At 70.4% G+C, this 25466-nt stretch carries 26 protein-coding genes; 16 read left to right on the top strand and 10 right to left on the bottom strand.

Annotated elements, in window-relative coordinates:
• The 4 genes from CXP56_RS00170 to rimP all read right to left on the bottom strand — a co-directional run.
• Positions 1-255, bottom strand: a 255-nt coding sequence (locus CXP56_RS00170; RefSeq protein ID WP_286898968.1) for a translation initiation factor IF-2 N-terminal domain-containing protein, incomplete at its 3' end; no start/stop codon positions are given.
• A gap of 63 nt (positions 256-318) precedes the next feature.
• On the bottom strand, positions 319-864 hold the full coding sequence (locus CXP56_RS00165) for a YlxR family protein (protein ID WP_156899088.1): 546 nt from the start codon (positions 862-864) through the stop codon (positions 319-321).
• Positions 759-1805: a transcription termination factor NusA gene (gene nusA, locus CXP56_RS00160; protein ID WP_028846473.1), complete on the bottom strand. Its 1047-nt coding sequence runs from the start codon at positions 1803-1805 to the stop codon at positions 759-761. The genes CXP56_RS00165 and nusA overlap by 106 nt, the downstream gene beginning before the upstream one ends.
• The gene (gene rimP / locus CXP56_RS00155) at positions 1802-2425 is read right to left on the bottom strand and encodes a ribosome maturation factor RimP (protein WP_084608915.1); all 624 of its coding nucleotides are present in this window, start codon (positions 2423-2425) and stop codon (positions 1802-1804) included. Before rimP ends, nusA begins: the two co-directional genes overlap by 4 nt.
• A gap of 134 nt (positions 2426-2559) precedes the next feature.
• On the opposite strand from rimP, the gene CXP56_RS00150 reads away from it, so the two are divergent.
• Complete coding sequence (locus CXP56_RS00150) at positions 2560-3426, top strand: ferritin-like domain-containing protein (RefSeq protein ID WP_169725209.1); 867 nt, start codon at positions 2560-2562, stop codon at positions 3424-3426.
• A gap of 87 nt (positions 3427-3513) precedes the next feature.
• Here the strand turns inward: CXP56_RS00150 and CXP56_RS00145 are convergent, their stop codons facing one another.
• From CXP56_RS00145 to CXP56_RS00130, 4 genes are all read right to left on the bottom strand, one after another.
• Positions 3514-4170, bottom strand: a complete 657-nt coding sequence (locus CXP56_RS00145) for a hypothetical protein (RefSeq protein WP_156899087.1) — start codon at positions 4168-4170, stop codon at positions 3514-3516.
• Between the two features lie 347 nt (positions 4171-4517).
• Positions 4518-4877: a hypothetical protein gene (locus CXP56_RS00140; protein ID WP_286898960.1), complete on the bottom strand. Its 360-nt coding sequence runs from the start codon at positions 4875-4877 to the stop codon at positions 4518-4520.
• A 103-nt stretch (positions 4878-4980) separates the two neighbouring features.
• Positions 4981-5136 (bottom strand): hypothetical protein, encoded by a 156-nt coding sequence (locus CXP56_RS00135; protein WP_286898957.1) that lies wholly within the window; start codon positions 5134-5136, stop codon positions 4981-4983.
• 565 nt (positions 5137-5701) lie between these two features.
• Positions 5702-6697 (bottom strand): LacI family DNA-binding transcriptional regulator, encoded by a 996-nt coding sequence (locus CXP56_RS00130; RefSeq protein WP_028846470.1) that lies wholly within the window; start codon positions 6695-6697, stop codon positions 5702-5704.
• A 171-nt stretch (positions 6698-6868) separates the two neighbouring features.
• Here CXP56_RS00130 and CXP56_RS00125 point away from each other — a divergent pair, with 171 nt between their 5' ends.
• From CXP56_RS00125 to CXP56_RS00080, 10 genes are all read left to right on the top strand, one after another.
• Positions 6869-7870: a Gfo/Idh/MocA family protein gene (locus CXP56_RS00125; protein ID WP_286898955.1), complete on the top strand. Its 1002-nt coding sequence runs from the start codon at positions 6869-6871 to the stop codon at positions 7868-7870.
• Complete coding sequence (locus CXP56_RS00120) at positions 7870-8772, top strand: TIM barrel protein (protein WP_286898953.1); 903 nt, start codon at positions 7870-7872, stop codon at positions 8770-8772. Before CXP56_RS00125 ends, CXP56_RS00120 begins: the two co-directional genes overlap by 1 nt.
• Before the next feature lie 21 nt (positions 8773-8793).
• A complete protein-coding gene (locus CXP56_RS00115) occupies positions 8794-9798 on the top strand; it encodes a sugar ABC transporter substrate-binding protein (RefSeq protein ID WP_028846467.1) in 1005 nt (334 codons plus the stop codon).
• 8 nt (positions 9799-9806) lie between these two features.
• The gene (locus tag CXP56_RS00110; protein WP_286898950.1) at positions 9807-10895 is read left to right on the top strand and encodes an ABC transporter permease; all 1089 of its coding nucleotides are present in this window, start codon (positions 9807-9809) and stop codon (positions 10893-10895) included.
• A complete protein-coding gene (locus CXP56_RS00105) occupies positions 10892-11668 on the top strand; it encodes an ATP-binding cassette domain-containing protein (RefSeq protein ID WP_028846465.1) in 777 nt (258 codons plus the stop codon). The genes CXP56_RS00110 and CXP56_RS00105 overlap by 4 nt, the downstream gene beginning before the upstream one ends.
• Entirely contained in the window at positions 11665-12600 is a 936-nt protein-coding gene (gene iolC / locus CXP56_RS00100) for a 5-dehydro-2-deoxygluconokinase (protein WP_028846464.1), read from the top strand. Before CXP56_RS00105 ends, iolC begins: the two co-directional genes overlap by 4 nt.
• Positions 12591-13520 (top strand): Cgl0159 family (beta/alpha)8-fold protein, encoded by a 930-nt coding sequence (locus CXP56_RS00095; RefSeq protein ID WP_028846463.1) that lies wholly within the window; start codon positions 12591-12593, stop codon positions 13518-13520. Before iolC ends, CXP56_RS00095 begins: the two co-directional genes overlap by 10 nt.
• On the top strand, positions 13513-14415 hold the full coding sequence (iolB, locus tag CXP56_RS00090) for a 5-deoxy-glucuronate isomerase (protein ID WP_028846462.1): 903 nt from the start codon (positions 13513-13515) through the stop codon (positions 14413-14415). The genes CXP56_RS00095 and iolB overlap by 8 nt, the downstream gene beginning before the upstream one ends.
• 5 nt (positions 14416-14420) lie before the next feature.
• Positions 14421-16301 (top strand): 3D-(3,5/4)-trihydroxycyclohexane-1,2-dione acylhydrolase (decyclizing), encoded by a 1881-nt coding sequence (gene iolD, locus CXP56_RS00085; protein WP_028846461.1) that lies wholly within the window; start codon positions 14421-14423, stop codon positions 16299-16301.
• Between the two features lie 291 nt (positions 16302-16592).
• Entirely contained in the window at positions 16593-17789 is a 1197-nt protein-coding gene (locus tag CXP56_RS00080) for an MFS transporter (protein WP_286898946.1), read from the top strand.
• On the opposite strand, the gene CXP56_RS00075 is transcribed toward CXP56_RS00080, so the two are convergent.
• Positions 17786-19084, bottom strand: a complete 1299-nt coding sequence (locus CXP56_RS00075) for an MFS transporter (protein WP_051309619.1) — start codon at positions 19082-19084, stop codon at positions 17786-17788. The genes CXP56_RS00080 and CXP56_RS00075 overlap by 4 nt on opposite strands.
• 258 nt (positions 19085-19342) lie before the next feature.
• Here CXP56_RS00075 and CXP56_RS00070 point away from each other — a divergent pair, with 258 nt between their 5' ends.
• On the top strand, positions 19343-20452 hold the full coding sequence (locus CXP56_RS00070; RefSeq protein ID WP_286898944.1) for an ANTAR domain-containing protein: 1110 nt from the start codon (positions 19343-19345) through the stop codon (positions 20450-20452).
• A gap of 93 nt (positions 20453-20545) precedes the next feature.
• Positions 20546-21547, top strand: coding sequence for a glucose-6-phosphate dehydrogenase (coenzyme-F420) (gene fgd, locus CXP56_RS00065; RefSeq protein WP_028846459.1), 1002 nt, complete (start codon positions 20546-20548; stop codon positions 21545-21547).
• 67 nt (positions 21548-21614) lie between these two features.
• On the opposite strand, the gene CXP56_RS00060 is transcribed toward fgd, so the two are convergent.
• Positions 21615-22208 (bottom strand): hypothetical protein, encoded by a 594-nt coding sequence (locus CXP56_RS00060; protein WP_286898941.1) that lies wholly within the window; start codon positions 22206-22208, stop codon positions 21615-21617.
• A gap of 484 nt (positions 22209-22692) precedes the next feature.
• Here CXP56_RS00060 and CXP56_RS00055 point away from each other — a divergent pair, with 484 nt between their 5' ends.
• From CXP56_RS00055 to CXP56_RS00045, 3 genes are all read left to right on the top strand, one after another.
• Positions 22693-23220, top strand: a complete 528-nt coding sequence (locus CXP56_RS00055) for a hypothetical protein (protein ID WP_028846457.1) — start codon at positions 22693-22695, stop codon at positions 23218-23220.
• Between the two features lie 207 nt (positions 23221-23427).
• Positions 23428-24774: a sensor histidine kinase gene (locus CXP56_RS00050; protein WP_286898939.1), complete on the top strand. Its 1347-nt coding sequence runs from the start codon at positions 23428-23430 to the stop codon at positions 24772-24774.
• A complete protein-coding gene (locus CXP56_RS00045) occupies positions 24771-25448 on the top strand; it encodes a response regulator (protein WP_286898938.1) in 678 nt (225 codons plus the stop codon). The genes CXP56_RS00050 and CXP56_RS00045 overlap by 4 nt, the downstream gene beginning before the upstream one ends.
• Positions 25449-25466 lie beyond the last annotated feature (18 nt).

The raw sequence follows: 25466 nt of genomic DNA, 5'->3' as shown, positions 1-25466 counted from the left end.
CGCATCGGACGTGGCCGCCCCCGACTTGGCCTGTCCCGCCGACGACTTGGCGGACGCGCCCTTCTTGTCGTCCTTCTTCTCGTCGGCCTTCTTGCCCCCGCCGAACGCATCGCGCAACCGCCGGGCGACCGGCGCCTCGACCGTCGACGATGCCGACTTCACAAACTCGCCTTGTTCCTTCAGCTTGGCGAGTACTTCCTTGCTCGTTACGCCGAGCTCTTTCGCGAGCTCGTGTACGCGGGCTCTGCCTGCCACTGCTCTCCTCATCTGCAGAGGCCGGCGGCGCTACCCGCTGACCTCGTCCTTACTGTCGCGCGTTCATGGCTTCAGCTTCACGGCTGACTCATGACGGGTCGACCTGCTTTCGTTACCTCGGCGTGGCACGGGCCTGCCGTACCCCTCCTCGTCCTGCGTGCCGGAGACAAGTCCGCTCGCGAAGCTGTCTTCCAGCTCGCCGGTGTCCAGCTGCCCAGAGACCCGTAACGCCCTGGGCAGAGCCTTCCGCCGGATCGCCTGCGTCAGGCACCGCTGATCGGGGTGCAGCCAGGCACCCCGGCCAGGCAACCGCCGACGGTGATCGACGACGGCGCGCCCACGCAGCGCGACAACTCGCACCAGCTCGCTACGCAACCCCCGCTTCCGACATCCCACACACGTGCGAACCGGTTGGTGACCGGATGCACCGTGCGAGGAGGTCGTCAGCTGGTGTTGCGCCACAGTCGAGTCTATCGTTCCGGTCCACTCCGTACCGAAGGTGGTTACTGCTCCGGTGTGCCGCCCGCCGCCGAGGCCGCTTGCGGGCCCGCGGGCGCGGGCTCCGGCTGCCCGGCGGTCTCCGCATCGCTGCGGATGTCGATCCGCCATCCGGTCAGCCGCGCGGCCAGCCGAGCGTTCTGCCCTTCCTTGCCGATGGCCAGCGACAGCTGGAAGTCCGGCACGATCACCCGCGCCGTCCTCGTGCGCTCGTCGACCACCTGGACCGAGACCACCTTCGCAGGCGACAGCGCGTTCCCGACGAACGTGGCCGGGTCGTCGGAGTGATCGATGATGTCGATCTTCTCCCCGCCCAGCTCGCTCATCACGTTCCGCACCCGGGCGCCGACCGGGCCGATGCACGCACCCTTGGCGTTCACCCCGGGCACCGTCGACCGCACGGCGATCTTGGTGCGGTGGCCCGCCTCCCTGGCCACCGACGTGATCTCCACGGTTCCGTCGGCGATCTCCGGCACCTCGAGCTCGAACAGCTTGCGCACCAGGTTCGGGTGGGTGCGCGACAGCGTGATCTGCGGCCCGCGCACCGTGCGCGCCACGCCGCACACGTAGGCCCGCAACCGGGTGCCGTGCTCGTACCGCTCCCCCGGCACCTGTTCGGCGGCCGGGATGACGCCCTCGGTCTCCCCGAACGCGACCACGACCATGCCGCGCGCGTTGGCCCGCGCGTCTCGCTGGACGACACCGGCGATGACCTGGCCTTCTTTGGCGGCGAACTCGCCGTAGGTCTTCTCGTGCTCGGCGTCTCGCAGCCGCTGCACGATGACCTGGCGCGCGGTGGTCGCGGCGATCCTGCCGAATCCCTCCGGAGTGTCGTCCCACTCCTCGACCGGCTCGCCGCGCTCGTTCAGCCGGTACGCGATCACCCGCACGTACCCGGTCTTGCGGTCGATGTCGATCTTGGCGTGCGGCTGGTGCCCCTCGGTGTGCTTGTACGCGGTCAGCAGAGCCGACTCGATGGCCTCCAGCACCGTCTCGAACGGGATGTCCTTGTCCCGCTCGATCGCCCGCAGCGCGGCAATGTCCACGTTCATCGGGCGTCATCCTCCTTGGTCGCCGAGCACCGGGAGGCAGGCTTGCCGGTGCCTGCTGCTTTCCTCCCAGTGTGCCGCCCGGAGCCGGGGTCAGGCGAATCGGCGCCGTGCAGGGCGGCCTGTTCCGCCTCGTCCTCCTCGATCATCCGCAGTTCGTCGGCCGGCGGCTGCTTGAACTCCACCTCCACCACCGCGGTGGCGACGTCGGCGTAGGCGACGTCGACGAACTGCTTGCCGACCAGGACCCGCACCGACTTCTCGCCCGCGTACCCCACCCGGCCGACGAACGGCTCCCCCTCGGCCGGTGTGATCTTCACCAACCGGTAGCGGGCCCGGCGCCAGTGGCGGCGCTGCGTCAGCGGCCGGTTCAGGCCCGGTGAGGTGACCTCGAGGGTGTAGGCGCCCGCGATCAGGTGATCGTGCTCGTCGAGTTTGCGGGACAGTGCACGGCTGGTATCGGCGATTTCGTCGAGACCGATCCCGTCGTCGGCGTCGACCACGACCTTCACCAGCTTCTTCCGGCCCGCTTGCTGGACCTCCAGCGAGTCCAGGTCGAACCCGAGCCCGTCGACCACGTCGACCACGATGGGCTCCAACCGCTTGGCGAGATCGTTGGTCATGGGCATCTCCCCTATTCGGCTGGGCTGGCGGTTGTGGGTGTCGGTCCAGCTTAAGGTACGCACCTGGCAGGATGCTGGGTGTGCAGGTGGGTCGTCGTGATGTGCTCCGGTGGAGTGGTACAGCCCTGCTGACCATGCCGTTCGCCCTGTCCGCGGTGTCGGCGTGCTCGGGTGGATACGACGACTCACCCGACCCGCTGGCGCCCGTGGCCGCCGCGGCGCGCGCCGACGCGGAGGCCGCACGCGAGATGGGCGGCAAGCTGGCCGAGCAGATCGCCGAGCTGCGCGCCGCACAGGCCGATGCGGTCCAGCGGGAGGTCGACCGGGCCAACCGGCCGCCCGCCCCGGCCGGTGACCGTCCGCCTGCGACGTCGCCGAAAGCGCTCGGCAAGCGGCTGCGCTCGGCCGCCGAACAGGCGGTGGGGCTCATCCCGCGGGAGAGCAGGCCGCGGGCCGGCCTGCTGGCCTCGGTCGCCGCTGGCTGCAGTGCCGGGCTCGCGCTCGACGGCAGCTTGGGATCGCCACCCGCACCGCGGTTCGCGGCCCCGGACCCGGGCGACCAGCTCGACGAGGCGGCCGTCCAGACGCTGCAGGACGCGCTCGCCGCCGAGCACGCGACGCTGTGGGTCTTCGGGCTGGTCACCGCGTTCCTGCCGGGCAGCTACGACAAAGGCCTCCGCGCGGCCACCGTCGAACACCGGCAGCGGCGAGACGCGGCGCAAGCAGCGTTGATCTCTGCGGGAGCCACGCCTGTGCTGGCGGAGACCGCGTACGCCACACCCAAGCCAGTGAAGGACGACAAGTCGGCTCGCGCGGCGGTCGTCGCGGCGGAAACGGATGCCGTGGCTGCCTGGCGTGTGGTGATCGAACACTGCGACGTTGCCCAGGTGCGCTCGCTGGCGGTGGCCGCGATGCAGGCATCCGCCGCCCGCCTGACCCGATGGCGGCTGGAGGCGGGGATGCGGCCGGCGGCACTCGCCATGCCAGGAGCCAGGTCCTGATCGTCCGGCGGAAGGTTCACCACCGAAGCCGGAGGGCCGGCATCGCCACGGCCAGGCCTGCGACGACAACGGAGCGACCCGGCCCGGTCATCGCCGGGCGCGCATCTTCGGTTCGAGCCGCAACGCCTGAGTGGTGATCTGGTCCAGTAGTGCGGCATTGCGGGTGTCGCCGAAGAAGGCAGCCTCCACGATCGTCAGCCTGGGCCCGCTGGTCTTCGACGCGTACTTGCCGCCGGCCACCTGGGGCAGCCCTGGCCGCGAGACGGTGCCGTCCCTGATCAGATCGGAGACGTTGCCGGTGCCGTCGGTGTCGGTCAGCTTCTTCAGTGCGCGCGCCTGCGACCGGCTCGGCATCGTCACCACCGACACCGCGACCGCCGCCCTGGCGCCGTCCGCGCGGACGTCGAACAGCCCACGGATCACTTCGCGGCAGGGACGCTCGGCGAACCACTCGCGCACCTTGCCGTAGGAGACGTCGTCGCAGCGCTGCCGGACGTCCAGCGGCGCCAGTGCCCGGTAGGTGAACCGGCCCGCGCGCAGGACCGGCGGGCGGCCGGGGCCGCCGCCGCTGTCGTCGGCAGCGCCGCCGGAAGAGGAGGGCCGGTCGGCGGAGGAGAAGCGCGTCTCGTCCGGGTCGCTGCGGATCGACCACCACACCAAGCTGGACAGCGCGGCCACGATCACCAGGCCGAGCACGAAGAGCACCCGCGCGGTGCGTACTCGGCCGGGTGAGGCGGATGCCACGGGCCTGTCCGGCGCCATGGGGTATCTCGGCGTCGCGGTCATGACCCCGCCACCGTAGCGGCTCGCGATGGCTCGGACGAAGCCCCGAACGAGACAGACTGCACCTTGTGCACCGGATGTCGGCCCGACGCCGAACCGGGTTCGCGTGGCAAATGGCCGCGAACCAAGAGAACGCCGCGGCGACTTCGTGATGTGCGTCACCGACGACGAGAAGCGCGGAGGGACCGCACCGGAGTACTGCCGCGCGGCGGCACCCGACCTTGCCGGGAATTCGCCCGGAAACCCCGTCCACCTGGCGTGCCGCGCCGGCAGGCTTTCGCCGGCCAGACTCGGTCAGCGCCCGAACCTCAGTGGTCGTCCGAACCGCGAATCGGGTCGTCCTCCGGACCGCCCGCCCGGTCGGCGTTGTCCGCAGGCACGTCACGCACCCGCGGCAGCTCCTCGACACGGCCCTGAAGGACCTCGTCGTCGCCGAGACGGCCCGCGTCGGCGATGTCGTCCGGCCCGATGTCGGGTCGCTCCTGTCGCAACCGCTCGTCCAGCGGCTCGCCTTCGGCCTGCTCGGCCTGGGTCATGCCGTAGCGGTCCGCACCTGCCCAGCCTTCCGGCGGTTCGGCGCCCCGTTCCAGCGGGTCGGCCTGCAGGTCGTCCTGGTCGAGCTGCTCGCTCGGCGACAACGGCGCCTGCTCGTCCGATGCCTCGGTCATCCGTCCTCACCTCGTCCGCGAGTACCCGGCCGGCAGCGCGGCGAATCGCGCCGCCCGACGGCGCCTCCGGCCCGCGCCGAAGCGGCACCGGAAGCGGACCCGGTCAGAAGTAGTGCCGCCTGCCGAGCACCGGCCGGTTGAGCAAGCCGAGCAGGAACAGCACCGCGCCCACCACCAGGAGCACCACGCCGATGGTCCACAGCACGCCGACGTCCAGCACCAACCCCAGCACCAGCAGGATCAAGCCCAAGATGATCATCAGTTGCTCCTCGTCGATTCCGCGTTGCTCGCCCCACCGGTCGCGGGACACCGGCGGTTGCCCCCGATCGGGTTAGCGCAAACGCGTCAGTCGGGCCGACGGCCGCATTGGCGGCACAAATGGGCCGGATGGACCTGAAGGCGCACCGTCGCTTGGCGCAACCCGCCCCGGAAGGACCCGGAAGCACGATGCGACCCGTCGGCCGGAGATCCGCCCGGTGGCCTGCTCCACGCGCGTTCCGGGTTGCCCGTTCGACCGGCACGGACGACTCTTCGGTCAAAGTTCGTCGCCCAGTTGGAGCACCGTGACAACACCGCGCGGCACGTTGATCACTACGCGTACCAGCGTTCGCTCCGAACGACACACCCGATCTGGTGGCGTTCGCCGGGATCTCCGGCGCGATGCCGACCGATCGTGGTGACCTGCTGCTTCCCGCCGTACCGGGCATCGAGGATGCCGCGCACGGCGCGTACCGGCCGACCACGCGGTTCCCGCAGCGATGCGCCGCGCCGTTCTCCGGCCGCCGCATCGGCCGGTGGAGGGAGCGGAAGCGGGCGACCGGCGCTCAGCGCGCCGAATCGGACGGCGGGGGCGCGGTCGTCTCCCGCTGGATCACCTTCGGGTGCAGCAGATGCCGCACCGGTTCGGTCCTGCCGTCGCGGACCCGCTCCAGAACGGCCTGCGCGGCCAGCCTGCCCATCACTTCTCGAGGCTGGTCGACGGTGCTGAGGCCGACGTGCGCCAGCGTGGACAGCGACGTGTTGTCGTAGCCGATCACGGACACGTCGTCCGGAACCCGCAGCCCGGCCTCCTCCAGGGCGGAGATCGCCCCGATGGCGTTCACGTCGTTCGCCGCGACGATCGCCGTCGGCAACGGTTCGTCCTGCTCGAGCAGCGTTCGCACGGCTTTGGCGCCGGCCACGTCGGTGTACTCGCTGCGGATGACCGACGGCTGGAGGCCGTGCTTCTTCATGCCGTCGACGTACCCGCGGCGGCGCAGCGCCGACTGGGATCCGCGCCCGCCGTCGAAGTGCACGATCCGGCGATGGCCCAGGCCGACCAGGTGATCCACGGCCAGCTCGGAGCCCGCCCTGCCGTCGTCGTTGACCGTGTCGGCCGAGCGCAGGCGAGTCGACCTGGCCACCAGCACCACCGGGACCTGCTCGGCCGCCGCCTTGATCTCCGCGGTCTCCACCGCGGGCCCGAGCAGCACCATTCCCGCCGGACGGAACGACAGCAGGCTGCGCACCGCCTGCCGCTCGCCGGCTGGCGTGCGCCTGCCGGTGTTGATGATCAGCTCGAAGCCCGCCTTGCGGGTGACCGCCTCCAGCCCGTCCACCACTTCCGCGAAGAACGGGTTGTGCAGGTCGGACACCATGACGCCGAGCACCGTCGACGTGCGGGACGCCAGCGACCGGGCCATCACGTGCGGCGAGTAGCCGAGCTCTCGAGCGGCCTTGAAGACCGCGTCCCGGCGGGCTTGGCTGACGTTCGGCGCCCCCCGCATGACCAGGGACACCAACGCGCGCGACACCCCCGCCCGCGCAGCCACGTCCTCCATCGTCGGCCGGCTTGCCACCGCGCACCTCCATCCGCTTTGTTACCGCCGGGTGTCGCCGCGTTGACACCAGGGTTGACACTCCGCGCGAAACGCTACAACATGAGAGCCCCATCACTATTAGAGCGCTCTAATCGGACTCCGGAAGTCACCCGAAAGGTTTTGCGAGGACACATGGACATTGGAGTCGCCGGAGTCGGCCGCATCGGCGAGATGCACGCCACGCATCTCGCCGAGCTGGACGGGCGAGAAGCGCCGGACAAGATCCTGCTGTTCGACCCCGTGCCAGAACGCGCCGAGGCGGTTGCCGATTCGTTGCCGGAGCACGTCACCGCGGTGGCGTCGTTCGACGAGCTGCTGGCCGCGGACGGCGTGGTGATCGCGACGCCCACGGACACCCATGCCGATCTGGTGCGACGTGCGGTGCAGGCCAAGACGCCGGTGCTGTGCGAGAAACCGCTGGGGCCGGACATGCCCACCATGACGGACCTGGTCAAGGAGATCGACGCGTCCGGCGTGGAGGTCGTGGTGGGGTTCCAGCGCCGCTTCGACCCGGCCACGGTCGAGGTTCGCCGCAGGCTGCGGTCCGGCGAAGCGGGCTCGGTCTACCTGGTCCGGGCCGCGATCATCGACCACGTCCCGCCGCCGAAGGAGTACATCCCGACCTCGGGCGGGCTGTTCAAGGACTGCCTGATCCACGACCTGGACATGGTTCCGTGGCTGATCGGCGAGCCGGTCGTGGAGGTGTGGGCGTCCGGGTCGGTGCTGGTCGACCAGGCATTCGCCGACGCCGGTGACGTGGACAACGCCGTGGTCACGTTGCGCTTCGCCTCCGGGGCGCACGCGCAGCTGACCGCGGGCCGCCACCAGCCGGTCGGCTACGACTGCCGGCTGGAGGTCTACGCCAGCAAGCAGACGCTGGCGGTCGGCTGGGACGAGCACGCCCCGCTGGTGCGGGTCGAGCCGGACCCGATCGAACCGAAGCAGCCCTGGGACTCGTTCATGCAGCGGTACAAGAACGCCTACCTGAACGAGCTGCGCGTGTTCGCGGACGTCATCGCCGGCCGGGCGGAGAATCCGTCGCCTGCACGCGAGAGCTTGAACAGCTTGCGGCTGGCCGAAGCGTGCGAGGAGTCGATGCGCAACGGCAGGCCGGTCCGACTGGAGGCGCAGTGATGACCCAGACGTTCGCGGATCCGGCTGCGTCGATCCGCCTGGCCGCGGCGCCCATCTCCTGGGGCGTGTGCGAGGTGCCCGGCTGGGGCCGGGTGCTCGAGCCGCCGAAGGTGCTCGGCGAGATGGCCGAACTTGGCCTGTCGGCGACCGAACTCGGCCCGCCGGGGTACCTGCCGGACGACCCGTCGGCGCTGCTGCGCCAGTTCGGCCTGTCCCTGGTCGGCGGCTTCCTGGCGACCCCGCTGCACGTGTCGGTCGACGAGGCGGTTGCGGCGGCCGAGCGCTCCGCCAAGCAACTGTCCGCCGGTGGCGCGGAAGTGCTCGTGCTGGCCGCCGCCACCGGGCTGACCGGCTACGACGAGCGACCCGAACTGACCGACGAGCAGTGGAACACGTTGATCCGGTCCGCGGACGCCGTCGCCGAGGTGGCCGCGGGCTACGGCCTGCGCACGGTGCTGCACCCGCACGTGGGCACCTACGTGGAGACCGAACCCGAGGTGGAACGGTTCCTGCGCGACTCGTCGCTGCCACTGTGCGTGGACTCCGGTCACCTGATGATCGGCGGCACCGACCCGGTCCGGCTGGTGCAGCAGCACGCCGACCGCGTCGGTCACGTGCACCTGAAGGACGTGCGCGCCGCCGTGGCCGAGCGGGTGCGGGCAGGCGAACTGACCTACACCGCGGCGATTTCGCAAGGCTTGTACGCGCCCTTGGGCGACGGTGACGTCGACATCGCGGAGATGATCCGCGTGCTGCGCTCGGCGGACTACCGGGGCTGGTACGTCCTGGAGCAGGACACCGCATTGCCCGAGGACGAAACGGGCGACGTCGACCGCCCGAAGGTGGACACGGAACGGTCCATGCGCTACCTCAAGTCGATCATCGGTACGTCCCACCGATGACTTACACCGTGGAGGTTGACAATGAGGTCGAAGCACTCATCCCGCCGTCGGCGGCTGTTCTCCGGACTTGCTGTCGCAGCGAGTGCAGCGCTGCTGGTGGCGTGCACGCCACCGAGCGGGTCCAGCGGCGGCACCAACGACACCGGCGGCGGTGGTGGCGGCGACGGTGACCTGAACTTCGCGGTCATCACCCACGGCACCCCGGGTGACGCGTTCTGGAACGTGGTCAAGAACGGCGCAGAGCAAGCCGGTGAGGACCTCGGCGTCGGGGTCGAGTACACCTCGGACGGCGACGCGGGTGCCCAAGCCAGGTTGATCGACAACGCCGTGACGCAGAAGGTCGACGGCATCGTGGTGTCGATGGCCAACCCGGACGCGCTCAAGGGTGCGATCGAGAACGCGGTCAAGGCAGGCATCCCGGTCATCACCATCAACTCCGGCTCGGCCAAGAGCAGGGAGTTCGGCGCCATCGCCCACGTCGGACAAGAGGAGGACATCGCAGGCGAGGAAGCCGGCAAGCGGCTGAAGGAAGACGGCAAGAAGAAGCTGCTGTGCGTGATCCACGAAGCGGGCAACATCGGCTTGAACCAGCGGTGCGACGGCGCCAAGCGCGGGTTCGGCGGTGAGGTCAAGAACCTGCAGGTGGACATCAACAACCCCACCGACATCGAGTCGCGTATCCGCGGCGCGCTGCAGGCCGACAAGTCGGTCGACGCGGTGCTGACGCTCAACCCGCAGGTGGCGGTGAACGCCACCGCGGCGGCCAAGGGCGCCAGCTCCTCCCCCACGATCGCCACGTTCGACCTGAACGCCGACGTGGTGGAGAAGATCAAGTCCGGTGAGATCGAGTTCGCCGTGGACCAGCAGCAGTATCAGCAGGGTTACCTGCCGATCGTGATGCTCAAGCTTTACGTGGAGAACGCCAACACGCTCGGTGGCGGGCAGCCGGTGCTCACCGGCCCCGGCTTCGTCGACGAGTCGAACATCGACGACGTCGCCAAGTACGCCGAGCGCGGCACGCGGTAGGGAGGAGCATGTCCGTAACAACCTCGACGTCGGGGTCGGGCCAGGAAGCCGACAAAGGCACCGTCCGATCGTCGACGCAAGACGAACGGCTGGCCCAGGTCGGGCTGGCCCAGCGGCTGATCGTGCGCCCCGAGATCGGGGCGGCGCTCGGCGCGCTGGTGGTGTTCGTGTTCTTCTCGGTGATCACCGAGCAGTTCCTCACCCTCGGCGGCGTGGCGACGTGGCTCGACGACGCCTCGACACTGGGCATCATGGCCATCGCCGTCGCCCTGCTGATGATCGGCGGCGAGTTCGACCTGTCGGCGGGGGTGATGACCGCCTCCACCGCGCTGGTCACGGCGCTGCTGGCCACTCAGGCCGGTCTCAACGTGTGGCTGGCCCTGCTGGTGTCGCTGATCTTCGCCTTGGGCGTGGGAGCGTTCAACGGCTGGCTGGTCATGCGCACCGGGCTGCCCAGCTTCATCGTGACGCTGGGTACGTTCCTGGCGCTGCAGGGCCTGAACCTGGGTGTCACCAGGCTGGCCACCGGCACCGTGCAGGTGTCCGGCATGCGTGCCACCGAAGGCTACGAGTCGGCGGGCCTGTTCTTCGCCTCCACCATCGACATCTTCGGGCAGCCGTTCCGGATCTCGGTGGTGTGGTGGATCCTGCTCACCGCGCTTGCCGCCTTCGTGCTGGTCCGTACCCGGTTCGGCAACTGGATCTTCGCGGTCGGCGGTGCGCCCACCAGCGCACGCGCCGTCGGTGTGCCGCTGGTCCGCACCAAGATCCTGTTGTTCATGACCACGGCGTTCGCCGGGTGGCTGGTCGGATCGATCAACATCCTGCGGTTCGCCAGCGTCCAGGCCAACCAGGGCATCGGGTTGGAGCTGCAGTTCATCATCGCCGCGGTGGTCGGCGGCTGCCTGCTGACCGGTGGTTTCGGTTCCGTGGTCGGTGCCGCGATCGGCGCGCTGATCTTCGGCATGGCCCGGCAGGGAATCATCTACGCCCAGTGGGACAGCGACTGGTTCATGCTCTTCCTGGGTGTGCTGCTGCTGGCCGCGGTGCTGGTGAACAACTCGTTGCGGCGGCGCGCGGAAAGGGTCAGACGATGAGCACCCCATTGATCGAGGTTCGCAACGTCGGCAAGACCTACGGCAACGTCATCGCGCTGCGGGACGTCTCCACCGAGGTCAGGGCGGGCGAGGTCACCTGCGTGCTGGGTGACAACGGCGCCGGCAAGTCCACGCTGATCAAGATCTTCGCCGGCGTGCACCAGCACGACCGGGGCGAGTTCCTCTTCGAGGGCAAGCCGGTGAAGTTCAACTCGCCGCGGGAAGCGCTGGACATGGGAATCGCCACCGTGTACCAGGACCTGGCGGTGGTGCCCCTGATGAGCGTGTGGCGCAACTTCTTCCTGGGTGCCGAGCCCAGGAAGTACGGCTTCGTGCTCGACCGGCGCAAGGCCCAGCAGACCACCAAGCGCGCGCTCGCCGAGATGGGCATCGACCTGCGCGACGTGGAGCAGCCGGTGGGCACGCTCTCCGGTGGTGAGCGGCAGTGCGTGGCGATCGCCCGCGCGGTGCACTTCGGCGCCAAGGTGCTCATTCTCGACGAGCCGACCGCGGCGCTGGGCGTCAAGCAGACCGGTGTCGTGCTGAGGTTCGTCGCCCAGGCCCGTGACCGCGGGCTGGGCGTGGTGCTGATCACCCACAATCCGCACCATGCGTACCCGGTCGGCGACCGGTTCCTGTTGCTCAAGCGCGGCGCGCCGCTCGGCAACTACACCAAGTCGGAGATCACCCTGGCCGAGCTGACCCAGCAGATGGCCGGTGGTGCCGAGCTGGAGGCACTGGAACACGAACTACGCGGAGTCAAAGCCTCGTGACCGTCGAAGTGCTGACAGTTGGCAGGGTCGGCGTCGACCTCTACCCGGAGCAGAGCCGGGTGGGCTTGGCGGACGTGCAGACGTTCGCCAAGTCCCTGGGAGGTACGGCGACGAACGTGGCGGTCGCTGCGGCCCGGCTGGGCCGCAGCGCCGCCGTCCTCACCAAGGTCGGCCCGGACCCGTTCGGCGACTACGTCCGCAAGGCGCTGCGGTCCTTCGGGGTGTCGCCGGACTACGTGGGCACCGCGCCCGACCTGCAGACCCCGGTGGTGTTCTGCGCGCTCGACCCGCCGGAGGATCCCCCGCTGCTGTTCTACCGGCTGCCTACCGCCCCGGACCTGACGTTGACCACCGACGACGTGCCGTGGGAGGTGGTCGAGCAGGTCCCGTTGCTGTGGGTGACCGGCACCGGGGTGAGCGCCGAGCCGGCCAGGAGCACGCAGCGCGAGCTGCTGCAACGGCGCCGGCGGCGGCAGCACACCGTGCTCGACCTCGACTACCGGCCGATGTTCTGGCCGGACGTCGACACCGCCCGCCGGGAGATCGGCTGGATGCTGCAGCACGTCACCGTGGCGGTGGGCAACCGGACCGAGGTCGAGGTGGCCACCGGGACGGCGGATCCGGACGAGGCGGCCAAGCGGATGTTCGACCAGGGCGTGGAGCTGGCGATCATCAAGCTCGGCGGCGACGGCGTCCGGCTGTACACCCAGGACGGCTCGTGGACGGTGCCGCCGCAGCGGGTCGAGGTGGTGTGCGGCCTCGGCGCCGGTGACGCGTTCGGCGGCGCGCTGGTGCACGGCCTGCTGTCCGGGTGGGAGCCGGAGCGGATCGGCCGGTACGCCAACGCGGCGGGTGCGCTGGTGGCCGCCAGGCTCGCGTGCGCCGACGCGATGCCGACCATCGCCGAGATCGAGGAGTTGTTGTGCGACTGACCGATGCTCAGTGGGCCGAGCTGCTGCGGGTGCGGGCGACCGACCCCGCGGCGATCGCCCACGCCTACGCCACCAGGCGGCGTCGGCCGTTGCTGCGGCCCGGGCAGCACACGTTGTTCCTGGTCGCCGCCGACCATCCGGCGCGTGGCGCGCTGGCGGTCGGCGGTGACCCCACCGCGATGGCCAACCGCCGTTCGCTGCTGGAGCGGCTGCTGACCGCTCTGGAGAACCCCGACGTGGACGGCGTGCTGGCCTCGCCGGACGTGGTGGAAGAACTGCTGTTGCTGGACGCGCTGCACGACAAGGTCGTCATCGGCTCGATGAACCGGGGCGGCCTGGCGGGCGCCACCTGGGAGATCGACGACCGGTTCACCGGCTACGACGCCGAGTCGATCGCCCGGCTCCGGCTGGACGGCGGCAAGCTGCTGCTGCGGCTGGTGGACGACGACCCGGGGACGATCCCCACGCTGGAGGCCTCCGCGAAGGCCGTCACCGCGCTGGCCGCCAACGGCCTGATGGCGATGGTGGAACCGCTCCCCTACCGGCGTGTTCCGCCTGCCGACGGCGCATCCGGCCCCGGCAGGCTGGAGCTGCTGAAGGACCCGGCATCGCTGGCGCGGGCCATCACCGTGGCGTCGGCGCTGGGCACCACCTCGGCCTACACGTGGCTGAAACTGCCCGCTCCCGCCTCGCCGGAGCCGCTGGACGCGACCACCCTGCCGGTGCTGGTGCTCGGCGGGGTGCCGTCGAAGGACCCGGCGCAGGACCTGGCGTCGTGGGGCAAGGCGCTGCGCCACCCGGTGGTGCGCGGCCTGGTGGTCGGCCGTGCCCTGCTGTACCCGCCCGATGGAGATGTCGCGGCCGCCGTGGCTGCTGCCGCGAAGACGTTGCAGTCGGTGGAGGCTGACGAAGATGTCTGATCTGTTGCGCCCGCACGGCAGTCTGGCCGACGGCGACGACCCGGTCCGGCTCACCCCGGAGTCGGCGGGGTGGACCTACACGGGTCTGCGCGTGCTGCGGCTGCAACCAGGGGTGGAGCGGGTCGTCCGGACCGGCGGGTACGAGGCGTTCGTGCTGCCGCTGTCCGGCGGCTGCACCGTGTCGGTCGACGGGGAGACGTTCACGCTGGAGGGCCGGGAGTCGGTGTTCACCAAGGTGACCGACTTCGCCTACGTCCCGCGGGACGCCGAAGTGGCGCTGCGCGCCCCGGCGGAGCAGAGCGAGCCGACCGAGGTCGCGCTGCCCATGGCGCGGTGCGAGCGGCGGCTGGAGCCGCGCTACGGCCCGGCCGAGGACGTTCCGGTGGAAGTGCGCGGGGCGGGCAACGCCACGCGCCAGGTGAACAACTTCGGCGTGCCCGGGGTGTGGGACCACGCCGACAAGCTGAACGCCTGCGAACTGCTCACCCCGGACGGCAACTGGTCGTCGTACCCGCCGCACAAGCACGACGAGGCGACCGAGTGCGAAGTCGTCAACGAGGAGATCTACTACTTCCGCATCGCCGGCCGGGACGGGCGCAAGCCGAGCAGGGAAGGGTTCGGCATGCACCGCACCTACACCCACGACGGGGCGATCAACGCGTCCGTCACGGTGCGGGACGGTGACGTGTTCCTGATCCCGCGCGGCTACCACGGTCCGTGCATCGCCGCACCCGGCTACACCATGTACTACCTGAACGTGCTGGCCGGGCCGGCGGAGGAACGTTCGATGGCCTTCTGCGACGACCCGGCCCATGCCTGGGTCCGCGATTCGTGGGGTGACCAGAAGCCCGATCCACGCTGTCCGATGACCGACGCCCGAGGACTGGTGCGATGACCACGCTGAAGCTGACAACCTCGCAGGCGCTCGTCCGCTGGCTGGTGGCCCAGCAGGTCGAGCTGCCGGACAACTCGACTGGGCCGCTGTTCGGCGGCGTGTTCGCGATCTTCGGCCACGGCAACGTGCTGGGGCTGGGAGCGGCGCTGGAAGAGTACAAGGACCAGCTGCCGGTGTGGCGCGGGCACCACGAAGGCGGCATGGCGCTGGCCGCCGCCGGGTTCGCCAGGGCGACGCAGCGGCGGCAGGTCGCCGTGGCCACGTCGTCGATCGGCCCCGGCGCGCTGAACATGGTCACCGCCGCCGGTGTCGCGCACGCCAACCGGCTGCCGCTGCTGCTGCTGCCCGGCGACACGTTCGTCGGGCGGGCGCCGGACCCGGTGCTGCAGCAGGTGGAGCACTTCGGCGAGCCGACCGTGACGGTCAACGACGCGTTCCGCGCGGTGTCCCGCTACTTCGACCGGATCACCCGGCCGGAGCAGCTCATCGCGACGCTGCCGCAGGTGGCCAGGACGCTGACCGACCCGGAGACGGCGGGCCCGGTGACGATCGCGCTGCCGCAGGACGTGCAGGCCGAGGCGTTCGACTTCCCGGAGTCGCTGTTCGAGCCGGTGGTGCACCGCATCCCGCGGCCGCGGCCGGACACCCGCGAGGTGGCCGAGGCGGCCGAGGTGCTGCGCCGGGCCGAGCGGCCGCTGATGATCCTCGGCGGCGGCGTGCGCTACTCGCTGGCGGGCAAGCAGGCCGCCGAGTTCGCCACCAAGCACGGCATCCCGCTGGCGGAGACCACCGCGGGACGCACGCTGGTGCCGCACGATCACCCGAACCACGCGGGCCCGATCGGCATCACCGGGTCGTCGTCGGCCAACACGCTGGCCGCGGAGGCGGACGTGGTGCTGGCCGTCGGTACCCGGCTGCAGGACTTCACCACGGCGTCGTGGACCGTGTTCGCGCCCGAGATGCGCATGGTGTCGATCAACGTGGCGCGGTTCGACGCGGTCAAGCACGGCGCGGTGGCCGTGGTGGGCGACGCCGCCGAGACGCTGACCGAGCTGACCGCGGCGCTCGGCGACTGGCGCGCGCCCGAGGCCTGGACCGGCCGGGCCGCCGAGGAGCGGGCCAAGTGGGACGCGCACGTCGACAAGCTGCGCAACCCGGTCGACGGCGTGGCCACCTACGCCCAGGTGGTCGGCGAGGTGAACGAGGCGAGCGGCCCGGACGACTACGTGCTGACCGCCTCCGGCGGGCTGCCCGGGGAGCTGATCGGTGGCTGGCGCACCGTGCCGGACGCCACCGAGCCGACCATGGACGTCGAGTACGGCTTCTCCTGCATGGGCTACGAGCTGTGCGGCGCGTGGGGTGCCGCCATCGCCCGCATGGACCGGCTGGAGCGCGGCGGCCTGGTGACCGCGCTGGTCGGGGACGGCTCGTACCTGATGCTGAACTCCGAGCTGTACTCCGCGGCGTTCGCCGGCCATCCGTTCGTCGCGGTGGTGTGCGACAACGGCGGTTACGCCGTCATCGACCGGTTGCAGCGCGGTCAGGGGAACGCGGCGTTCAACAACATGTACTCCGACTGCCGCACGTCGCACGACACTCCCCCGCAGACCGATTTCGCCGCACACGCGGCGTCGCTCGGCTGCTCGGTGCTGTCGGTGGACGAGCCCGGCGAGTTCGCCGACGCCTACGCGGAGGCCAGGAAGCTGGCCATCAGCGAGCGGCGGCCCGCGGTGGTGGTGCTGCGGACCCATCCCACGACGTGGACCGAGTCGGGTGCCTGGTGGGAAGTCGGCGTCCCCGAGACGTCGTCCCGCTCGGCGGTCCAGGCGGCCAGGGCCGACTTCGAGGCCGCCAAATCCCGGCAACTGCGGTATCTCGCCCGGTGATCGGCCGTGGCCGCGGGGCCTACCCGGCGCCGCGGCCACGGCGCCCCCACACCGCGATCGCTTCGGCGATCGCGGTTTCCATTGTGACGACCGCGATCGCTGCTTTCGGCAAGCGAAGTGGCCGCCGTCATGCCCGATGACCGAGCCTCGGCCCCGTGGCGTGCGTGCCGGCGGTCGCGGCGCCCGTGGCCAATCCCACACCCCGCGTGGCCGCCTCCGCAGGCGCATCGATTGTTAGCATCGGTAAGTAATTTCTTTGCGCACTGGGAAAGTTTTGCGGAGGACCACCACATGAGTGCTGAGCCACGCCTGCTCGACGCGGTACGCGGACAACCCAAGCAGGTGTGGATCACCGCGTTCGCCGCGGTGATCGCGTTCATGGGCATCGGACTGGTCGACCCGATCCTGCTGTCCATCGCCGAAGGGCTGCACGCCACGCCCTCCGAGGTCACCGCCCTGTTCTCCGCCTATCTCGGCGTCCAGGTGGTGGCCATGCTGCTCACCGGCATCGCCACCGCGCGCTTCGGCGCCAAGCGCACCGTGGTGATCGGCCTGACCCTGATCGTGATCACCACCGCACTGTGCGCGGCGGCCGGGTCGATCCAGCAACTCATCGCGCTGCGCGCCGGCTGGGGCCTGGGCAACGCGCTGTTCATCGCGACCGCGCTGTCGGTGATCGTCGGCGCAGCCTCCGGCGGCCAGCGCGGCGCCATCCTGCTGTACGAGGCCGCGCTCGGCCTGGGGTTGTCGGTGGGCCCGCTGCTGGGTGCCGCGCTCGGCCACCTGTCGTGGCGCGGCCCGTTCCTCGGCACGTCCGTGCTGATGGCCGTGGCGCTGCTGCTCAGCATCTTCCTGCTGCAGTCCGACGCCGGCCTGCCACGACAGCACATCCGGTTGCTCGATCCGCTGCGCGCCCTGCGCCATCGGGCATTGCTGCGCACCTCGGTGGCCTCCGCCCTCTACACGGCCGCCTTCTTCACCGTGCTCGCCTGGTCGCCCTTCGTGCTGCAGTGGGGCGCCATCGAGGTCGGCCTGGTGTTCTTCGGCTGGGGCGTGAGCGTGGCGGTGGCCGGTGTGGTGCTGGCGCCCCGGCTGGCCGCACGCATCGGCGACGAGCTCGCCACCGTGCTGTCCATCTGCGGCTACGCCGTCCTCATGGTCGTGCTGGCGCTCGGCGACAAGACGCTGGTGGCCGTGGGGGTGATCGTCAGCGGGCTGATCTCCGGGCTGCTGAACACCCTGCTGACCGGGGCCGCCATGAGCGTCAGCGACGCGCCGCGGCCGGTGGCCAGCGCCGGTTACAACGTGCTGCGCTGGGCGGGCGGCGCACTGGCCGCCACTTTCGTCGGACCGATCGCCGAGTGGTTCGGCGCCGCGCACGCCCCGTTCGTGGTGGCGATCGTGCTGTGCGTGCTGGCCGCCGGCGTGCTCGGCATCGGCTTGGTCCGCATGCGCACCCCGCGGACCGCGCTGGCCGCTACCGACTAACGGGCGTCCGCACGGGCCAACCGGCGTTCACCGTCCCGCATCGGCTCCCTGGGCTCGGGGATCTGCACGTCCCATGCCCGCCTGCGCAGCTGGACCGGGACGTCCTCGCCACGAGCCTGCGCCTGGAACACCGCGGCGCGAGCCCGGCGCCACCAGACGGCCACCCGCCAGCTGCCGAGCACCAACAGCGCCACGACGCCGAGCAGGGCGATGCGGAAGCTGTCCCCGGTGAGTTCGAGCAGCACGCCGACCAGCCACATCGACACGGCGATCGCGGTGAAGCCGCCGACGTTGACCACGCCGGTGGCCGTGCCCACCCTGGACAGCGGGTTGTAGTCCCTGGCCAGGGCGAAGGCGATCATCGACGCGGGCCCGCCGAGCGACACCCACACCAGCGCGGGCACCAGCACCAGCAGCGGAAGCCTGCCGGGCCAGCCGAGCAGCAACCCCCACCACACCGCGGAGCCTGCCAGGTAGGTGATCACCAGCGGCATCCGCATCTCCGGGCGCCTGCCGATGTAGGCGCCCACCGCCGGACCACCGAGCATCGAGCCGAACACCAGCACCATGAGCAGCCCGCTGGCCTGCGTCTCGGTGTAGCCCTGACTGCGCACCAGGTAGGGCATGCCCCACATCAGGCTCAGCACGCTCGGGCTGAACGACGTGGTGAAGTGCACCCAGAAGCCCAGCCGGGTGCCGGGCACCCGCCACGCCTCGGTGACCTGACGGCCCAGCTGCCGGACGGCCACCTGCTTCGGCCGACCGGCCGCTTCGTGCGGCGCTTCCCGCACGGCGAACTGCACGACCAGCACGTACGAGACCGTGGCCAGTCCGACCGTCAGGAACGTGGGCAGCCAGCCGAATCCGGCCAGCGCCAGGGTCAACGGCATCGTCGCCGCCAGGTTGCCGACGAAGCCGAGGGCTCCGGTCAGTGCGGCCACCAGCGTGTACCGGCGGGCCGGGAAGTGGCTGGCCGCGATGCGCAGCACCGCGATGAAGGTGAGGGAGTCACCGACGCCGAGCACGCCGCGGGCGAGCAGTCCCTGCCAGTACTGGTCGGCGACCGCGATCAGCATCTGGCCGCTGCCGAGGAAGATCAGCGCGGCGGTGAGGACGGCCCGCGGACCGAACCGGTCGACCAGCACCCCGGTGGGGATCTGCATCGCGGCGTAGACGGCGATCTGCAGCACGGTGAACGTGCTCAGCGCGGCCGCTCCCACCCCGAAGCGTTCCGCGGCTTCCAGACCGGCGACGCCGAACGTCGTGCGATGAAACACCGCCAGCACGTACACCATGACGGCGGCGGACCAGATCAACCAGGTACGGGCACTGACTCGGTCGGAGCTGGTGAGCGACAAAGATCAAGATCCTCCGGGTTCTCCAGATGGCACTCCGCTGACACCAGGTCCATCGCTTAGCGCGGCTAAATACTTACCGGTGGAACGGGTGCGATCGACCACATCGGGCCGGCCCGCGCCGACGTGCCGTACGGTGGGGGGAGGCGTCCAGCAACGTGGTGCTTCCTTCGTCCGCCACGGCAAGGAGTTCCACGTATGCCGTCAGCAGGCCTCCGTGTTCGCATCACGGAGCTTTCTCCCACCACCCTCCTGATCACGTTCGTCGGCGATCTCGGTGCCGCGTCCGCCGCGGTGATCCGGCAGGTCCTGTCCGATTACGGCCGGCCCGGACGGCATCTGCTCGTCGACGTCTCCCACGCCGAGCGACCGGAGCGCACCGCACCCGTCCTCCCGGCGGCGGAGGGCGACTGTGTGGTGATCACCGGCGGGCGACCGCTGACCAGCCCGGTCCCCACCGTGGCCACGGTGGCCGAAGCGCGCGCCATGCTGGCCACCGAAGGCCTCGAGCCGCCGTCCGCGACCACCGACCGGCCCACCACCGAGCTCGACCTCCGCGCGCTGCGGAACCGAGCGCTCGTCGCCGACGCCATCGACGTCGTACGGCACCGCTACGACCTGCCCGGGCCCGAATCGGCTTTCACGGCACTCGCCCGGGCCTCGCAACAGCACAACGTGCCGGTGCGCATCCTGGCCGCCGCGGTGCTCCGGGCACCCGCGCCGACCGGGCCGACGTGGTTTCCCGGCCGCCGCAAGACCCCGCAGCCGCCGCTGAGCTTCCCCGCGGGCCCGCAAGCGGCCCGCACCGTCCGGAGCGTGCTGCGCTCGCTGCTGGCTGTGGTGATACGTGCTACCGACGCGGCAGGCGGCAGTGCGCAAAGCATCGCTCCGCTGGACGACGGCCTGGCGCTGGAATGCCAGCACGGCATGCCGGAAACACTGGTCCGCGACTTCGCCTGGATCGCACTGACCGATCCCACGCCGTGCGCACGCGCCCATCGGGCCCGGGTCAGGGTCGATGCGGACTTGTCGACCGGAACCGAGATCAGTCCCGTCGTCCAGCATGCCCTGCTGGCCCACGGCGTCCGCCGCATCTGCAGCACGCCGTTGTGCGCGTCGTCCGGACGGTCTCTCGGTGTGGTGTCGACGCATCATGCCGACACCGCCGATCTCGACGACGACGTCGTCCGCATGGTGGACGGGTTGGCGGGCGAAACCGGGCACTGGCTGGACTGGCATCGCAGGACCGTGGTCTTCGATGCGCTCGAACGGCTGCATCAGCTGGCCGGGGCGCCGGCAGGCGCTTGATCACCGTCGCGCCCGATGGTGACTACTGTAGGGGCGTGCCGGCTTCCGGGCGGGTGCTCGATCCGGCCACGGTGACCGAGGGAAGGAGCGCCGGTGACGATCAAGGTGGGATACAAGGCGTCCGCGGAGCAGTTCGCGCCCCGTGAGCTGGTGGAATACGCGGTCCGGGCCGAGGAGCTCGGGCTGGACACGGTGATGATCTCCGATCACTTCCTGCCGTGGCGGAACAACGGCGGGCACGCCCCGTTCGCGCTGGTGTGGCTCGGCGCGGTGGCCGAGCGCACCAGCCGGATCACCATCGGCACCAGCGTGCTGACCCCGACCTTCCGCTACAACCCCGCGGTCGTCGCCCAGGCCTTCGCCACGCTGTCGCTGCTGTCCGAGGGCCGGGTGATCCTCGGGGTCGGCACGGGCGAAGCGCTCAACGAGATCGCCGTGTCCGGCCGCACGTGGCCGGAGTTCAAGGAGCGGTTCGCCCGGCTGCGGGAGGCCGTGCGGCTCATTCGGGCGCTGTGGACCAGCGACGACGTCACCTTCGACGGCGAGTACTACAAGCTGGTCGACGCCAAGATCTACGACCGGCCGGAGCAGCCGGTGCCGATCTACGTCGCCGCGGGCGGCCCGGTGGTGGCCAAGTACGCCGGGCGGGCCGGTGACGGCTTCATCTGCACGTCGGGCAAGGGCATGGAGCTGTACACCGAGAAGCTGCTGCCCGCGGTCGCCGACGGCGCTGCCGCCGCGGAGCGCGACCCGGCGGACATCGACCGGATGATCGAGATCAAGCTCTCCTACGACCGTGACCCGGAGCGCGCCCTGGAGAACACCCGCTTCTGGGCCCCGTTGTCGCTGACACCGGAGCAGAAGCACAGCGTGGCCTCGGCGGAGGAGATGGAGCGGCTGGCCGACGAGCTCCCGATCGAGCAGGTGGCCCGCCGGTGGATCGTCGCCTCCCACCCGGACGAGGCGATGGCGCAGCTCAAGCCGTATCTCGACGCCGGCTTCAACCACCTGGTCTTCCACGGTCCGGGCCACGACCAGGAGCGGTTCCTCAGCCAGCTGACCGAGGACATCGTGCCGCTGCTGCGGCAGTCGTGACAGCCGGGCCCGGGTGCGGCGCCCCCGATCACCGGGACCCGGGGCGCCGCACCACTGCCGCGCCACCTCAGCCGGCCTGATCGGAGTCCAGTCGTTGCCCGGTGCCCGCCCAGTAGTTGCAGATGGTGGGCGCCATCACTTCCGCCGGGCTGCCCCAGCCCGCGCACTGGTAGTTCGAGTGGCCGTACCAGTCGTGACCGAATTCGTGCGCAGCCAGCAGCGCGACGTCGTTCACACCGCCGGGATAGAGCGCGATGCGCTGGCCCATGCCCCAGTTGCAACCGACGACGTTGCTGCCGCCCCCGCAGTCGGTGATGTAGTTGTTGCGGCACTCCACCGGGGTGCCTCCGCCCTCGGTCAGGCCTTCCCAGGCCGCCGCACCCTGCCGGATGGCCGATGCATACGGCGCGCACGACGAAGTGATGTGGTAGCTGCGCGGTTCGGGCACCGGCCAGCCGGCCACCGTCGTGGCGCCGGGCTGCTGCGCGGCCTCGGCCAGCTGCTCGAACTCCTCCGCGGTGATGGGATGCGCTTGGTGCGCGCCGGGCGGGGCGTCGGCCACGGCGGCAGCGGCATCGGTACCGGACACCGGCGCGGCGGCGAACGCCAGCGCGGCCGCTGCGCCCGCCAAACCGGTGATCCAGGTGAATTTCCTCGACATGGAATCGCCTTTCGTAGCAGGGGGTTCCGACGTGTCGGCGAGCACGCCGGAACGCGAAGATAGAAAGTTCTTCATGTCTTGAGTACCGACTTTCGTCGGATGTCCCGCGAATTCACGGACAAACCCGGATCGGACGGCTGGAAATTTGCCCAGATGCGCCCAGGATGACTGTTTGCTCCCGCAGGCGTGCTGGTCAGCGGCGGCAAGCCGGCGCTAGGGCCGCTGAAAATACTGGTAAGAAGTGAACGCCGCTAACTGTGGAAAATCCGTTCCGGGATGCCCCCGAACGGACCTAGGGACATACCGTGCGCGATTCTATTCTGCCCAGTGGAGCGCGTTCTTTTCGAGCCGACCACACTCCAGGCAATTCACCGTGCCCGGCATCGAAAAGGACGTGATCCGGATCGTTCATGGTGATTGCAGACGGTGGTGGTGACTCGGCGAACGCCGCTCATCCCGCCGTAGCGAGGGACGGAGAGATCACATGCGGACACATCTTCTGCGCGCGTTCGTCGTGGGTGCCGCCGCCGCGAGCACGGTGGCGTTCACCGGTGCCGTCGCGCACGCGACCGAAGCGGATACGGCATCCAGCGGCGCGGGCCAGCCGACCGCCCAGGTGACCAAGCTCAGCCACGCCGAGGCCACCAAGATGCTGCGCGCGGCGGGCATCACGTGGTCGTCCAGCGGCAACTGCAGCGACCGCAACAAGCCGAACTGCACGTCGTTCGAGCAGGTCAACCTGACCACGATCCAAGGGATCCAGACGCTCAAACGGGCCAGCGGGTGCGCGATCAACATCACCGGAGGCACCGAGACCGGGCACGCCAGCGGCACCTACAGCCACTGGAACGGTTACAAGCTCGACACCAGCCTGAGCACGTGTCTGAACAACTACATCCAGCGCTCGTTCACGTCGATCGGCGGCAACAAGTGGCGGTCCGCCTCCGGCAACATCTACTACAAGGAAGGCAACCACTGGGACATCACCTACTACAACTGCGGCGGATGCTGATCACCGGCCTCCGGTGATGACGTCGTCCGGCGGCTGACGCATCCGCTCGCGGCAACCGAACAAGCACCACCCCAGCGGCCCACGCCGACCTCCCGGCGTGGGCCGCTGGTCACCACTGAGCCCACCAACCTCCCGACGTGAGCCACCAGTCACCACTGAGCTCACCGACCCCGCCACCGTCTCCGGCGTTGGGTAACGTCGGGCGCCATGGAGGCTGGTCAGTGGTCGGAGGAACAACGCAAGCAGTGGCGCCGCCCACCACCCGACCGGCGCCAGCAGCGGCGCGACGTGATCACCGGCCTGGTGGTGCTTGCCGGGTCGCTGCTGGCCACCGTGCTGGTCAACAGCGCGGGCATGCTGGCGCTCGGCGAACCACCCGGCCTGCCGGAACAGTTCCTGTGGAACACCGCCCTGTCGCTGCCGTTGGTGCTCCGCACCCGCTTCCCGGTGACCGTCCTCCTTGTCGTGGGCGCGGTGTTCATCGCCGCCCAGTTCCGTCAGGTCCCGGAGACGATCGCCCCGTCGATCGCGCTGTTCCTGGCGATCTACACCGTGGGCGCGTGGGCACCGGACCGGACCGTGGCGCGCCTGTCCCGCATCGGCGTGATCGTCGCGATGTTCGTGTGGCTGGGCTACTCGATGATCGTCGCGGTCACCACGTCGGACAACACGTTCGACCACGCCGCGGGCCCGATGGACCCGCTCATCGCCGCGTTGCTCTACAACATCCTGTTCAACGTGGTGTTCTTCGCCGCGGCCTACCACTTCGGCAATGTGGCCTGGCTGTCCGCGCGCAGACAGGCCGAGCTGGTCGACCGCGCCGAGCAGCTCCGGTTGTCCCAGCAGCGCAACATCCGCGGTGCCGTCGTCGACGAGCGGGTGCGTATCGCGCGTGACCTGCACGACGTGGTCGCGCACCACGTGGCGGTGATGGGCGTGCAGGCCGCGGCCGCCCGCCGCGTGCTGGACCGTGACCCTTCCGTGGCAAGCGAAGCGCTGCGCGCGGTGGAGGAAACGGCGCGCAGCGCGGTCGGTGAGCTGCGCGGCTTGCTGTGGGTGCTGCGGTCGGACACTCCGGACGACGACAGGATCACCGCCGCGGCCGAAACGACGCCGGACGGCGCCTCGGACGAGGCCCGCCGGTCCGCCCCGGGCATGGCCGAGCTCCCGGAGTTGATCGCCTCCGCCCGTAACGCGGGCTTGGAGGTGACCCATGGTGTCTACGGGGACGAACAACCGGTCCCGGACGGTGTCGCGGTGTCGGCCTACCGCGTGGTGCAGGAGGCGCTGACCAACGTGATCAAGCATGCCGGGCCGTGCCGGGTGGACGTGCGGGTGCGCTACCGGGCAACGTCACTGGAGATCGAGGTGACCGACGACGGGACCGGCACCACCACCGGCGGCAGGCAAGGGTTCGGCCTGCTCGGCATGCGCGAGCGCGTCGCGGTGCACGACGGCGAGCTGGAAGCGGGCCCACGACCGGGCGGCGGATTCCGGGTCCGCGCCACCTTCCCCCTCACCACAGTCGCAGCCCCTGGCGGAGGATCGTCGTGACCGAGCATGTCCGTGTCGTCCTCGCGGACGACCAAGAACTGGTGCGCGCCGGCTTCCGGGTCATCCTCGGGACGGAGCCCGGCATCGAGGTGGTCGGCGAAGCCGCCGACGGTGCCGAGGCCGTCCGGCAGGTACGGCAGCTGCGGCCCGACATCGTGTTGATGGACGTGCAGATGCCCGGCACCGACGGGATCGCGGCCACCCGGCAGATCCTCGCCGACCCGACGTGCCCGACCAAGGTCATCATCCTGACCACGTTCGACCGCGACGACTACCTGTTCGCGGCGCTGCGCGCCGGGGCGAGCGGCTTCCTGCTGAAGAACGCCTCGCCGGAGGACCTGATCAGCGCGGTCCGGGTGGTGGCCAGGGGTGACGCGCTGCTCTCCCCCGAGGTCACCCGCCGCGTGCTGGCCGAGTTCACCCGGGAACAGCAGCGGCAGCCGGACGACGAGCGGCCCGCCGTGCGGCCCCCGGAACTGACCGACCGGGAGTACGAAGTCCTGGTGGAGCTGGCGCGCGGGGCGAGCAACGCCGAGATCGCCGAGCGACTGGTGCTCGGGGAGACCACGGTGAAGACGCACGTGTCGCGCATCCTGGCCAAGCTGGGGCTGCGCGACCGCACCCATGCCGTCGTCTACGCCTACGAGCACGGGATCGTCTCCCCTCGGCGCTGACGGCATCGGGCCAGGTCG

Source organism: Thermocrispum sp. (assembly GCF_002919275.1).
Classification (GTDB): domain Bacteria; phylum Actinomycetota; class Actinomycetes; order Mycobacteriales; family Pseudonocardiaceae; genus Thermocrispum; species Thermocrispum agreste.
This window is presented reverse-complemented; position numbering and strand designations above follow the sequence as displayed.

Bases quoted from the DNA above. Each gene is read 5' to 3' on its own strand.
- CXP56_RS00165 (WP_156899088.1), bottom strand. From the start codon at position 864: ATGGCGGATCGACATCCGCAGCGATGCGGAGACCGCCGGGCAGCCGGA.
- nusA (WP_028846473.1), bottom strand. From the start codon at position 1,805: ATGAACGTGGACATTGCCGCGCTGCGGGCGATCGAGCGGGACAAGGAC.
- rimP (WP_084608915.1), bottom strand. From the start codon at position 2,425: ATGACCAACGATCTCGCCAAGCGGTTGGAGCCCATCGTGGTCGACGTG.
- CXP56_RS00150 (WP_169725209.1), top strand. From the start codon at position 2,560: ATGCCGTTCGCCCTGTCCGCGGTGTCGGCGTGCTCGGGTGGATACGAC.
- CXP56_RS00140 (WP_286898960.1), bottom strand. From the start codon at position 4,877: ATGACCGAGGCATCGGACGAGCAGGCGCCGTTGTCGCCGAGCGAGCAG.
- CXP56_RS00135 (WP_286898957.1), bottom strand. From the start codon at position 5,136: ATGATCATCTTGGGCTTGATCCTGCTGGTGCTGGGGTTGGTGCTGGAC.
- CXP56_RS00130 (WP_028846470.1), bottom strand. From the start codon at position 6,697: ATGGAGGACGTGGCTGCGCGGGCGGGGGTGTCGCGCGCGTTGGTGTCC.
- CXP56_RS00125 (WP_286898955.1), top strand. From the start codon at position 6,869: ATGGACATTGGAGTCGCCGGAGTCGGCCGCATCGGCGAGATGCACGCC.
- CXP56_RS00120 (WP_286898953.1), top strand. From the start codon at position 7,870: ATGACCCAGACGTTCGCGGATCCGGCTGCGTCGATCCGCCTGGCCGCG.
- CXP56_RS00115 (WP_028846467.1), top strand. From the start codon at position 8,794: ATGAGGTCGAAGCACTCATCCCGCCGTCGGCGGCTGTTCTCCGGACTT.
- CXP56_RS00110 (WP_286898950.1), top strand. From the start codon at position 9,807: ATGTCCGTAACAACCTCGACGTCGGGGTCGGGCCAGGAAGCCGACAAA.
- CXP56_RS00105 (WP_028846465.1), top strand. From the start codon at position 10,892: ATGAGCACCCCATTGATCGAGGTTCGCAACGTCGGCAAGACCTACGGC.
- iolB (WP_028846462.1), top strand. From the start codon at position 13,513: ATGTCTGATCTGTTGCGCCCGCACGGCAGTCTGGCCGACGGCGACGAC.
- CXP56_RS00080 (WP_286898946.1), top strand. From the start codon at position 16,593: ATGAGTGCTGAGCCACGCCTGCTCGACGCGGTACGCGGACAACCCAAG.
- CXP56_RS00075 (WP_051309619.1), bottom strand. From the start codon at position 19,084: ATGGTGTACGTGCTGGCGGTGTTTCATCGCACGACGTTCGGCGTCGCC.
- CXP56_RS00070 (WP_286898944.1), top strand. From the start codon at position 19,343: ATGCCGTCAGCAGGCCTCCGTGTTCGCATCACGGAGCTTTCTCCCACC.
- CXP56_RS00060 (WP_286898941.1), bottom strand. From the start codon at position 22,208: ATGTCGAGGAAATTCACCTGGATCACCGGTTTGGCGGGCGCAGCGGCC.
- CXP56_RS00055 (WP_028846457.1), top strand. From the start codon at position 22,693: ATGCGGACACATCTTCTGCGCGCGTTCGTCGTGGGTGCCGCCGCCGCG.
- CXP56_RS00050 (WP_286898939.1), top strand. From the start codon at position 23,428: ATGGAGGCTGGTCAGTGGTCGGAGGAACAACGCAAGCAGTGGCGCCGC.